Annotated in this window: 10 protein-coding genes; 4 read left to right on the top strand and 6 right to left on the bottom strand. The window is 44.7% G+C overall.

The window, feature by feature from the left end; genetic code table 11:
* Positions 1-120 precede the first annotated feature (120 nt).
* The 3 genes from AC3CID_RS06075 to rsuA form a co-directional block, all read right to left on the bottom strand.
* A complete protein-coding gene (locus tag AC3CID_RS06075) occupies positions 121-780 on the bottom strand; it encodes a DUF2913 family protein (RefSeq protein ID WP_004734671.1) in 660 nt (219 codons plus the stop codon).
* A complete protein-coding gene (locus tag AC3CID_RS06070) occupies positions 780-1997 on the bottom strand; it encodes a Bcr/CflA family multidrug efflux MFS transporter (protein WP_017079054.1) in 1218 nt (405 codons plus the stop codon). Before AC3CID_RS06070 ends, AC3CID_RS06075 begins: the two co-directional genes overlap by 1 nt.
* A 192-nt stretch (positions 1998-2189) precedes the next feature.
* Entirely contained in the window at positions 2190-2885 is a 696-nt protein-coding gene (gene rsuA, locus AC3CID_RS06065) for a 16S rRNA pseudouridine(516) synthase RsuA (protein WP_171307737.1), read from the bottom strand.
* A gap of 97 nt (positions 2886-2982) precedes the next feature.
* Here rsuA and radD point away from each other — a divergent pair, with 97 nt between their 5' ends.
* The 4 genes from radD to AC3CID_RS06045 all read left to right on the top strand — a co-directional run bounded on the left by radD (position 2983) and on the right by AC3CID_RS06045 (position 7444).
* Positions 2983-4725 (top strand): DNA repair helicase RadD, encoded by a 1743-nt coding sequence (gene radD / locus AC3CID_RS06060; protein ID WP_004734668.1) that lies wholly within the window; start codon positions 2983-2985, stop codon positions 4723-4725.
* 104 nt (positions 4726-4829) lie between these two features.
* Positions 4830-5228 (top strand): PepSY domain-containing protein, encoded by a 399-nt coding sequence (locus AC3CID_RS06055; RefSeq protein WP_004734667.1) that lies wholly within the window; start codon positions 4830-4832, stop codon positions 5226-5228.
* 88 nt (positions 5229-5316) lie between these two features.
* Entirely contained in the window at positions 5317-5976 is a 660-nt protein-coding gene (locus AC3CID_RS06050; protein ID WP_065112242.1) for a response regulator transcription factor, read from the top strand.
* A 121-nt stretch (positions 5977-6097) separates the two neighbouring features.
* Complete coding sequence (locus AC3CID_RS06045) at positions 6098-7444, top strand: ATP-binding protein (protein WP_146458207.1); 1347 nt, start codon at positions 6098-6100, stop codon at positions 7442-7444.
* Between the two features lie 85 nt (positions 7445-7529).
* Here AC3CID_RS06045 and AC3CID_RS06040 read toward each other — a convergent pair whose 3' ends face one another.
* From AC3CID_RS06040 to AC3CID_RS06030, 3 genes are all read right to left on the bottom strand, one after another.
* Positions 7530-8006 (bottom strand): hypothetical protein, encoded by a 477-nt coding sequence (locus AC3CID_RS06040; protein ID WP_171313499.1) that lies wholly within the window; start codon positions 8004-8006, stop codon positions 7530-7532.
* A 114-nt stretch (positions 8007-8120) separates the two neighbouring features.
* The gene (locus AC3CID_RS06035; RefSeq protein ID WP_237290642.1) at positions 8121-10937 is read right to left on the bottom strand and encodes a M16 family metallopeptidase; all 2817 of its coding nucleotides are present in this window, start codon (positions 10935-10937) and stop codon (positions 8121-8123) included.
* Positions 10934-12637, bottom strand: coding sequence for an ABC transporter ATP-binding protein/permease (locus AC3CID_RS06030; RefSeq protein ID WP_171313501.1), 1704 nt, complete (start codon positions 12635-12637; stop codon positions 10934-10936). The genes AC3CID_RS06035 and AC3CID_RS06030 overlap by 4 nt, the downstream gene beginning before the upstream one ends.
* Positions 12638-12664: the final 27 nt, after the last annotated feature.

Raw genomic sequence — 12664 nt, 5'->3', positions numbered from 1 at the left:
ATTCGAGTGTCGAGATGCGAAAAGACTTAACAGCAAATTTGCGACACGCGCTATGAGAAGCAAAAAAAGAGCGGATAATTCCGCTCTTCGTATCTCTCATCTCGTATCCCGAATCTGCTACTAGCCAATAACGCTAATTGGGATCTCAGCCAGCTGGTTACCTTGGTTAGCAGGATACACGATGTATTCACCGTGATACTTCACCGCAGACTTATAGTCCGTTACTTTGTGAAGCATGAAACCCGCTTCCATCGCCGCTTGAATGAACTCTGCGTGGTTTCCACGAACAAACCAGTTCATCGGCTTAACCATCAACTCACCGTCGAAAGAGTCGTCACACTGTTTTCCACACAAAGCAAAAGAGTGCTCACCATCGGTGAAGAATTGAATCTTGCCGCCAGTCGTTAGCTCATCTTCACTCGATACGCTCCAACCCATCTCGTACATTTTGTCCATGAACGCTTCAACATCGCTGTCTTTAAGCGCTTTAGGATCTTCGCCTTCAGGGAAAAAACGCCCGTAAAACGCAGAAATACGTTTAAAGGTAAAAGTTAAATCAGAGTTATTGCCTTTTGAGCGACCCTGTTTCTGCCAACGAACCAAGTCAGGCACAATCACGCGATCATAAGCTTGAGATTTAATCGCCTTTGTTACCCATCGAACAAGGTAAAGATTGTTCGCGATAGGTGCATCAATGGCCTTGCCAGACTTATGTAGAGCGTATAGCTCGCCTAGCGCATCATTCACTAACTTCTGAATTTCAATATAGTATTTTGACATTATGCCTTCTTTCCTAATGTCCAATATAGTAATGCTGACATTACTGCACATGCAGCCATTACCATAGCCATAGACCCAGCACTGTCACTTGGCAGCATCGCAACGATAGCCCCAACAACAGAACCAGTACCAAATCTTAATGTTCCCGCAAGCGATGAAGCCGTACCTGCCATGTTTGGATAACCACTGAGCAATAGACCCATAGAGTTACTGCCAATAGTAGAGATGGTGCCAATAAATAGCATCACAAACGGCACAATTCCCCAAAGCCCGAGATCCAATGCCCAACCGACAAGTAAACCTACGCCAGCCAGTAATTGGATGACCAGCGCTGCTCTCAGCATGGTATGAGAGCCGACCTTCTTAACGATTCGACCATTGATTGTCGTCATCAGAATCATCGCAACAATGTTCAGACCAAATAGGTAACCAAACAGGTCAGGACGTACGCCATAGACATCAATGTAGACAAAAGAGCCTGCGGTTAAGAATGCAAACATCCCAGAGAACGAAAACGCACCCGAGAAAATCAAGCCCATAGCGGTCGGGTTTTTACATAAACGAGCGTAATTACGAATCGTGGTTTTAAAGCGCAATGGTTGACGATTATCGACAGGCAATGTCTCAGGAATTTTGATTATCACCGCGAGAATGACAATCACCGCAAAAATAGCCAATACCCAAAAGATTGAACGCCAACCGAACCACAATGCTAAGTAACCACCAATCATCGGCGCGATAAGTGGTGCAACCGTCATCACTAAGGTAACGAACGACATGGTTCTTGCGAAATCTTCACGGTCGAACATATCACGCACAACCGCTTGGATAATAACCGCTGCCGCAGCACCTGCAAAACCTTGAGCCGTACGAACTAACGTTAACGCTTCAATGCCATGAGTCGTCGCACTCACAACAGACGCGACCGCAAAAAAGAATACACCAATCAGTAGAACAGGCTTGCGACCATAACTGTCGGCTAACGGACCATGTAACAACTGACCTAATGCAAAACCTGCGGTGTACGCTGTGAGTGTTATTTGTACTTCACCCGCTGTAACGCCAAGATCTTTGGCGATCGTTGGCATAGCAGGCAGGTACATATCGATGGCGAGTGGTGTCAGTGCACCAATCGCACCCAGAACCAAAAATAGCATCCAACCTAACTGAGGAGTTTGTGGTTGTGAGCTTGGGGTCTGTTGGGTAGACGTTTGCATAACTCTCCGACTAAGTACTAAGTTCTATGTGAGCACGAGCATGCACGCAGCAATATACGAATACGCACGGTGATACACGAATATGCGCACACATACATGAACATATAGTAATAATGGCTGAAACTGTCCTAGTACCAGTCAAAATAATCAGCCGACGCTATCCTTGGTCGGCCACATCTACGGCAGAAAAGATTACTTCCAGATAGAGTCGACTTCTTCTTGTGTTAGGTAACGGTATTCACCCAACTCCAAAGATTCATCCATCTCGATTTCACCGATACGCTCACGGTGTAACCCTTCAACTTTATTACCAAGTGCCGCAAACATACGTTTTACTTGGTGGTATTTGCCTTCGTGAATCGTTAATAGTACTTCACGCTCAGCACGAACTTCTAAGTGTGCTGGAAGTGTTAGGCCATCTTCGCTCTTAAGCTGGATGCCCTCTTTGAATTTTTCAACGTAATCGTCTTCAACAGGTTCAACCAACCACACACGGTACGTCTTCTCGCACTTGTGCTTTGGTGATGTAATGCGGTGAGACCACTTACCATCATCGGTAATCAACACAAGACCCGTCGTATCAATATCTAGACGACCAGCAAAGTGCAGCTTGTCCATTTTGATTTCATCGAGTAATTCAAAGGCGATACGATTTGCGCCATCTTCATGCGAACAAACAAAGCCTTCTGGCTTATAAAGCATGATGTAACGTGGGCCGTGAACATTCAGTTCATTGCCTTGCCATTCCACAATGCACTCTTCAGTTACCTTGAGTGAACCGCTTTTTTGAATGACATCATTTACTGTCACTGCCTTGGATTTTAATAAGTGTGTTGCTTCTCTTCGAGTGACGCCTAATGCATCGCACAGAAATTTATCTAAACGCATGAATACCTCAACTAATCTAAGTCGGGTATTATAGTCACCTTTGCTCAATTAGTTGAGCTATTTCACACTATTTGTTTTCTACCCTACAAGACGCGATATGTATACACTCCGCCCGTACCAAGCTGATTCTGTAAAATCAGTGATTCATTACTTCAGAAAACACCAAACTCCAGCTGTTCTTGTGTTGCCTACAGGCGCAGGAAAAAGCCTTGTGATTGCAGAGCTAGCAAGGCTTGCAAAAGGTCGAGTGCTGGTACTCGCTCACGTTAAAGAGTTGGTCGAACAAAACCATGAAAAGTATGAAGGTTATGGGCTGAAAGGCTCAATTTTCTCTGCGGGTTTAGGGCGAAAAGAGACAGACCAACAAGTGGTGTTCGCTTCGGTTCAATCTGTGGTTCGCAACCTCGATTCATTCTCTAACCAATTTTCACTGTTGGTTATCGACGAATGCCACCGTGTTCCCGATGAAAAGACCAGTAGCTACCAAAAAGTGATCACTCACTTACGCGAGAATAATTCGGGGATCAAGGTGCTTGGGCTAACCGCGACCCCTTATCGTCTTGGTATGGGTTGGCTTTATCAGTATCACACGCGTGGACAAGTACGATCTGAAGAGCCTAGGTTTTTCAGAGATTGTATTTTCGAGTTGCCGATTCGCTACTTGTTGGACGAAGGCTTTCTAACACCAGCACGCATGATCGATGCGCCAGTATTGAGCTATGACTTCTCACAGCTAAAACCTGCAAGTACAGGTCGTTACAAAGAAGCCGAACTCGATATGGTGATTGAGCAATCTAAACGTGCGACCCCACAAATTGTCGACCAGATCATTGAACTGGCCAAAGACAAGTTAGGGATAATGGTATTTGCTGCCACTGTTAGACACGCACAAGAGATCCTTGGCTTACTGCCCGAAGGTGAATCATCGATCGTAATCGGCGACACACCAACTCTCGAACGTGATCAAATCATCAGTGACTTCAAAGAACGTAAAATCAAGTTCTTGGTTAACGTATCGGTATTAACCACAGGTTTTGATGCGCCTCATGTGGATTTAATCGCGATTTTGCGCCCGACAGAGTCCATCAGTTTGTATCAACAAATCGTTGGCCGTGGCTTACGCCTATCCCCGGGTAAAAAAGAGTGTTTGGTGCTCGACTATGCTGGCAACAGTTACGATCTTTACCAACCTGAAGTGGGCGACCCTAAACCCGACTCAGACAGTGAAATCATCACCATCCCCTGCCCTGCATGCGGCTTCAACAATAACTTCTGGGGCAAGCTAGACAGCAATGGCTTCTTGCTCGAGCATTTTGGCCGTAAATGCCAAGGCTACTTTACCGATGAAGACACGGGCGAACGCGAACACTGTAATTATCGCTTCCGAGCCAAATACTGCGGTGAATGCGGCGCTGACAACGACATTGCCGCACGTATTTGTCATGAGTGCGATGCCACCTTAGTCGACCCAGATAAAAAACTTAAGGAAGCGTTAAACCTAAAGGATGCGTTGGTGTTTGAGTGTTTAGAGATGGATCTTAACGTTCTCAAGGACGACAAAGGTAAGTCGCAACTTAAAGTCACTTACCGTGGTGAAAACCAAGCGCAAGTGCATGAGTTTTGGTCACTAACCACCAAAAAGCAGAAGCAGAACTTCAAAGACCAGTTTGTTCGCCCTCACCTTGCAGACAGACACCGCCCTTTTGAGGAAGCCTCACCAACGAAAGTGGTTGCTCACCAACATAGATTCCGCCCACCTCAATTCGTGATTGCGCGTAAAGTCGGGCGTTTTTGGAAAATGAGAGACAAGATATTCGAAGACGAGCTTCAACAACGTTAACATCTCACTTTTTGAGAACCTAAATCTCATTATTCATCAGGTTCACTTTCTGTTCAGAATTACTTTTTTATACTGAACGCTATCAACCTTCTCTAGGATTCGCTATGTTTAGTAAAGTTATGATTTCTATGTTTTCTTTAAGCTTAGGCTTATGTGTCGCCGCTAGTGCGTGGGCTGACTCAGATCATAACGGTCATGATCTTGTACAAGATGTCCATAAAGCGGGAACCCGTATCGAATTTGAAGAAGATCAAGACGAAGTCTACGAAGCCGTACGCGAAGGCTATATTCGCCCTTTCTCGGAAATGTATGCGGCCGTTGAGAACGATCTTCATGGTCGAATTATTAAAGTAGAGCTAGAAGAAGATGACGACATTTGGGTGTATGAACTAAAAATCAATTACCAAAACAACATCATCAAAGTCGAATACAACGCTGAGACGTTAGAAATGCTCATGATTAAAGGCCGCAACTTTAAAGACGCCATTAAGCACGGTGAATAAATAAGAGCCGCAACTTTAAAGACACCATTGATCACGACGAGCAATTAAGCACAACGAACAGTCATTACAAGAATTAAGAAGAACAATTATGAAAATTTTAGTCGTTGAAGACGAACCTCGCTTGGGCCAACAAATTCTAGAAACTCTTGAGGGAGCCGACTGGGTTCCAGAACTTTCTCAAGACGGTATCGACGCACTCTACCGTGCAACATCAGAAGAATGGGATGCTATTGTTCTCGATTTAGGTCTACCTAAGCTGGACGGCTTAACCGTATTGAAAGGTATTCGAGACGAAAACATCAATACACCGGTCGTAATTTTGAGCGCTAGAGATACGCTGACGCAGCGTGTAGAAGGTTTGAATGCAGGCGCTGATGACTACCTAACTAAGCCATTTGAGATGGTCGAGCTGATTGCCCGCATTCGAGCTCAACTGCGCCGAGCGTCAGGCAGTGCTGCTCCTATACTTCAAATTGGTGATTTAAGCCTAGACACACGCAGCTCTAAAGTGTTGTGGCAAGGTCAAGCAGTTAGCCTCACGGCGCTAGAATATAAAGTTGTCGCGTACTTCATGCATAACCAAAACAAAGTTATCTCGCGCACTGAGTTGGTTGAGCATATCTACAAGCAAGACTTCGACCGCGACTCAAACACGGTTGAAGTTTTCATCGGTCGTATTCGTAAGAAAATCGCACCAAAGATCATCAAAACCGTTCGTGGCCTTGGCTACCAACTGAATGCTGAATAATGCTGTATTTAATTAAGCTAAGAGCAATCGTCAATTTAAGCACAACCATCAATTAAGTGGACAGCCTGTGCTGATCGTCGTTGTTCTCATAGCAAGATGAGCAAAGACGGGCTGGTAACGTATGAATCTAAAAAAACGAACACTTAAAAACGTCAGTCTAAAAAGCCGCTTGCTCCTCGCCGCGGCTTTTTGGCTAGGTGCGATGATATTAGCGGCAGGCGTCGGAATACCTAAGTTGGTTAACGATTACTTGGTCGATGACGTCAAGCAACAGCTCAGCCTAACCATGGACGAGTTAACCGCCAATATCGAAACCAATGACAGTGGTAACCTCATCATGGCAGAGCGCCTGTCTGATCCTAGGTTTAACCAACCCTACAGTGGTATTTATTGGCGAGCTGCTACCCAAGACCAGATTATTCGATCTCGATCTCTATGGGACAAAGACCTCACCATCAAGCGTTCGCCGATTCATACTTCAATCAAAGGGCCTGAGAAAGAAAAGCTGATTTACATCGAGCAGGGTATCTATCTGCCTGAACTGAACGATCCTGTCACGATCACCATAGGTATTGATGAAGACCCACTAGAATCCACACTGACTGAGCTTACAGGTCAAGTCTGGTTGATTCTGATGCTGTTGTTTGTGGGCGTGCTGATGTTGATTGGTATTCAAGTCAGTTGGTCGCTATTGCCACTCAGTAAGATGCAACGTGAACTGGTGATGTTAAGAAACGGCGAGCAACAAGGGTTAAGCGACAACTACCCGAAAGAGGTTTCTCCATTAGTTTCTGACCTCAATGCCCTGCTCTTCCACTATCAAGAGTTATTGGAGCGAGCTCGTAACCACGCGGGTAACTTATCTCACGCGTTGAAAACACCGCTTTCAGTTCTGAAAAATGAGATCGAGCGACTTCCAGACGATGACAAAACATTGTTACAACAACCCATTCATCAGATTCAGAACCAAATAGATTATCACCTTGGCCGTGCGCGCATGGCTGGTGCAATGAACATTCTTTCGGTGAAGTCTTCACCTTGTGAGCGTGTTGAAGCTATCTCAATGGCGTTTGATAAAGTCTACGCAGCTAACGAAGTCACCATGATTAACGAGTTAGACTCAGAGATTGAAGTAGCGGTAGAGAAAACCGACCTTGATGAAATGGTCGGCAACCTACTCGAGAACAGTTACAAATGGGCGAGCAGCATTATCCGAGTCCATTCGAATCAGCTAAATGAGGGACGAATCGAGCTTATAGTAGAAGATGATGGTCCGGGTATCCCTCAAAAGAAACTCAGCCAAGCAGTTAAGCGGGGAGTCCGTTTAGATGAAACGACTCCGGGTACGGGGTTGGGGTTGAACATAGTTAACGAAATGGCACATAGCTACCGAGGAGAGCTCAACTTAGAAAAAAGCTCAATGGGCGGATTAAAAGCCACGCTTATTTTACAGCTGGCCCAAAGCTAGCCTTCATCGAACTTGAGTTGATAACATTGAATTTTGAATAGGCATGCCAAGCGTATTGATATGCCTATTTATCTGAAATGATTGGCTATTTGCAACTTTGAACCAATGTCATATACATGGTTTTAAATCCTTTCAGTGATACATTGATCTTTTCTACCTCTTGCTCATCCCCTTGTAGTTCAACACTTAAAGAGTCAGCACTGTAAAAAGATTCAAGTTGGCCTATCGGTACCGTCGCCCAGTGTGTTGTACCTTTAATCCAGACATCCATATCGAATACTGAACCATTGTTTAGTGAAGCTTTTGCTGAATAGCCAGGTTCTTGCCTTGAAACTCCATTAAAAAACAATAGATTCACGCCTTCTGTGGTACATCGCAACGCGACCGTTTCTGCATTACCATCACTTTTAACACTCGATACTCCAAGAATCACAGCCTCTCCAGAATCAAAACTCTTAGACTCGTAATGTTCCCAATCTTGATAGGTCTTCGCTAACTCCAAACCAGCTGCTACGTTAAAAGTGCAAATGGATAGCAATCCGAATAATACGTATTTTTTCATATTTCTGATCCAATTAAGAAGCCGCGCTTTATCACTTATCATTATCAATTCCCACTAAGTTCAAGTGAGTGACAAGTGTGCGCAGCTTAAATGATTGTTGAATGATTAGTTAATCTAATTGGTCACAGACTCTGGCAGCAACACAGCTTCAAAGCGGTCTGCACGAGCTAAAAACTGACGCATAATTCCATCAACTTTCGACTTGTTTGCTTCACTATTCGCTCGGCGCTGTGCTTGAATCAAGCGTGGGCTATCAGTCAGTACATAGGATTGTTCCATCGCATTTAACATGCCTAAATCTGAGTGCAGATAACGATCAATTTGGTCGTCGCGTTGAACTAATTTATTCTCAAGCACTTGTTCATCGGCTCCTTGCATTGCGACTGAACTCAACACCGAATGTGTCAGTGATATCAATTCATCCACTCGCTCAGGAGCACAAGTAAACAGGATTCTTCCTTCTGCTTGCGGGCTGTAATTGTCTTGCCAAAACCAACTTGCCACACCATAAACTCCCGAGGCCTGCTCTCGAAGCTTCAAGCGTAATTGCTCTTGAACCAACTCGCCGCTCAGTTCCAAGTAATAAGCATTATCTGGTCGCCACTGAGAGTCTTGAACTAAGTAAATTTCGACCTCTGCTCTCGGCTCTTTGGAATCAGCTTTGCTGTAACGTACTTCTGGCGACGACGCTCTAAGCTCGTAGTAATTTCTCGCAGACTCTTTCACCTCGACCGAGGACAAATAGCGCGCGGCAAGTTGCTCAAGTTGATGAGCAGATATATCACCCACAACAAAATAGGTGTAATCTGTTTTACCCGCGATGTATTCTTGATAAATATCGCTAAGCCCTTGTGCTGTATAGAGTGTCGCTTGTTCACCATTATCACTATACACTGTTGGGACGTCTGGGAAGCGTAACTCAGAGACCTTTCTAACAAAGCGGTCTGCACCGTCAAATTGGTTGCCACTTAAACGCTGCTCCATCTCAACTTGATATTCTTTTAGTGACTTTTCCGATACTGGACTTACCGCCAATTTTAAATGAAATAGCTTTAACATCCTTTCAAAACTGTCGGTCTTAGCCCAACCAGAGAAGCCTTGTTGGTAATCTCCTACCAATGTCGACATCACAACAGGGTTGCCACGGAAGATAGTTTGAATATCAGCCTGTGGGACTACACCCACACCCGTATCATCCACCAGACTGACCGCCGTTTTTAGGGCTTGATAATCTTGTTGAGGAACTGAGCGTAAACCGCCTTCAGTTAACGCCTTAAAGTGGACTTGGCCAGGGTTGCTGTCGCTATAGCGATATACAAGTTTACTTCCATTGCTCAAGCGATATTCAGTAATTCGATGTTCCGCCCACTTTTTCTCTTGTTTGAGTGTCCCCAATTTTGGTTCAACAACTGGCAACACAGCTTGGCTATCATCGATAGCCCATCGTGGCTGTTTGCTAAGCATATTCGAATGCCATTCACTCTCAATCCACTCAGTCTCCAGTTTAGGTTGTCGCTTATTGGTTGGCTGCGTTAACAAAACTAAACGCGATTTAGGTTCTATAACTCGTCGGAAAGCCTCATTCACTTGATCAACGTTGATGCGGTCTAAAAAGTATTTATTAAGTTGATAAGCTTGCTCTTTATCTATCAATATTTGTTTGCTGGCTGCTGATACCATAAGATCCCCAGCAAGGTCGATGCTGTAATTTTTTTTGTCTTGGTTTCGGTCAATAACGCCTTTTAGACGACGGATTTCTCCATGTACTTCCTGTTTAGAAAAGCCGTGCTGGGTAAGCTGTGCAACAAACTGAAACAATGCTTGTGTTGCTTGCTCATATTGCCCTTCAACAAGTTGTAGAGAGAAGACCGCCTGTGATGTTTCTCTACCTACATTTGACGAGTAAAAGTTAGCTGCGTTGACCACGTTACCTTCATCTTGCTCCCAACGTTGAAGACGAACATTGAGCAGACGCGTCGCTATTTGATGGGCAAGATCCTTTTGATAGCGAGCGTAGCTAAGATCTGGTTGGAAAGTTGAGAAAAAGCTGACCTCCACAGATGGTGATGAGTACCCCTCCTCTGATACCACTTCACTACGCCAGCCTTCCACTAGTGGGATGCTGTAATCAACTGTCTCTAACGGTGAATCAGGCGCTTTGGCATCACCTAATTTACGAGTAATTAGCTGTTTGATTTGTTCAGTTTGAACATCTCCAACGACCACAACCGACATATTGTCTGGGCGATACCATTTTGTATAAAAGTCCGCAACTCGATACTTTGATACATTTTTAATGGTGTGAGGGTCACCAATTGGGTCACGCATAACATAGCGTGATCCAGCCATTTCAATCGCACTTTTCTTATCACCCAACCTTAACATTGGACCTAATCGAGCACGCCACTCCTCCAAAACAATGCCACGTTCTGCATCTAAATCCCCTTTAAGCATCGTCACATTGCTTGCCCAATCAGAAAGTACATCCATCACCAATTCAAGAGTTTCAGGATCGTTACTCGGTAAGTTAAGGGTGTAAACCGTATTTTCAAAGTCGGTAAACGCATTGATGTCGACACCAAATTTCATTCCCGCTTCTTCCAGCACTTTAATGACTTCATTCCCGGGATAATGTTTTGTGCCATTAAATGCCATATGTTCAACGATATGAGCGACACCTCTTTGATCATCGTCTTCGCTCATTGAACCTGCATTAACGACCAAGCGGACATAAACTCGCGATTCAGGATTGGTGTTTTCAGCAATGTAATAGCTCAAGCCATTTTCAAGCTCGCCGACTTCTACATTACTGTCAAAATTCAACGTCTGTGATAGGTCCAAAGGCGCATCTACATTTTTGGTCGGTGTAATCACCTGACAAGCACCCAAAAGTGCCGCGCTTGCCAGTATCAGTATTTTGTTAATCTTCATAAATATTTAAACGATTGTGTTTGTGTGCATAAAATAAGTTGGTTTTGCTCTTCTTCGTGACTCTCGCGATGTGATACTTCGACGATATAGCAACCCGGGAGTTGCACCTTCAATACTTCTCGAATTGAACGATAACTTTCAGGATCGAGTGCCGACATAGCTTCATCCAAGAAAAGCCATTGAGGTTTTTGAACCAAACTGCGTGCCAGCATGATTTTCTGAAGCTCACCGCCTGACACACTCTGTTGCCAGTTGCTATTGAAATCGAGCTTATCGCCAAACTTGCATACTCCAGCAAGCGTTAATGCATCCACTAGATCTGAATCAGACGTCGATTCGCTGTTTGGATACAACAAGATGTCGCGCAAACTAGCATTCGGCAGATAAGGCTTCTGAGGAATGAACATGCATTCTCTGTCATCTGGCATACTGACTTCACCATTTTGATAAGGCCATAACCCTGCCAAAGAACGAATGAAAGTACTCTTACCCCCACCAGATAAGCCTTTAATGGTAATACTCTGCGAAATATTTCCGCTTTGCTCTGTAAGTAGTGGCTGCTGTTCCGGTGAATACAAATTGAGATCGCGCCACTCAGGTTGGTGCGAATGCGGCATAACATTCGCTGCCGGCAGTGCTTCTAATTGAGTGTGAAACGTGATTAAACGGTCAGTCACTGCGCGCCAATCGGCAAGTGATTCATAAGAGTCGACGAACCAACTGAAGGCTTCTTGAACGCGATAAAAACCGGTCGCAGTTTGCATCATATCGCCAAGTTGTAACGCACCACTCATCAATCTCGGTGAGGCAACCAAGTAAGGGAAAATTCGCGCAACCTCGTTATAACCACTGGTAAAAGCGCCATATTTTAGCTTCATGCCAGTAAGTTGCTGCCAGTTATCCCATACCTTACCAAACAGATTTTGGGTGCGGTGGTTTTCAGCGGATTCGCCACGCTGCAGCGCAATAGATTCGGCATGCTCTCGTACTCGCATTAAATGGAAACGAAAGTCGGCTTCACTTTTTTCTTGTTCAAAGTTCAGTGGTACCAAACGTTTGGCAATTTTGTGTGTCAACCAAGTGCCAATGATGGAATAAACAATCGCAACCCATACCATGTACCCAGGAATAACCCATTCACTGCCTGCAAACTCGAGAGTTAGGCTGCCTGAGAGGTTCCAAAGAATGACCACAAATGAAAATAAACTGGTGACAGTGCGAAGTAAACCTAGCCCCATGGATAGTGTCTTGTCACAGAAGTCTTTCACATCCTGAGAGATACGCTGATCTGGGTTGTCACTATCGGGATAGCTAAGTTGGTGGCGGTATAAACGTTTACCACCCAACCACTCTTGCAAAAACGTATGGGTAAGCCAACGGCGCCAGCGGATACGCAGTGCTCTTCTCAAGTATTCCTCAGCCAAGTCAACCACTGTGTAAACCATCATGATCAACACAAACTGACCGAGCATATTCCAGAAGTTATTCCACTCTTCATTTTGCATTAGGTTAAAAAAATCACGGTTCCAGTTGCTGTATAGAACCGCGACTTCAACAATCAAATAGTTCAGGCCAACAACAAGGCTGAGCAGCAACCAAGCAATACGTTTCTCGTCGCTGCGCCAGTATGGATGTGCTAGCGACCATACTTGAGAAAGGAAGGATTTGTCTTTTAGAGACAAGGGTGATGGGTTAGACATATTTCACCAAAAATGACAAGGCAACCA

Source organism: Vibrio sp. QJM3NY_21, from assembly GCF_057785975.1.
Note: the sequence above shows the minus strand (reverse complement) of the source record. Positions and strands in the feature narration are given on the sequence as shown.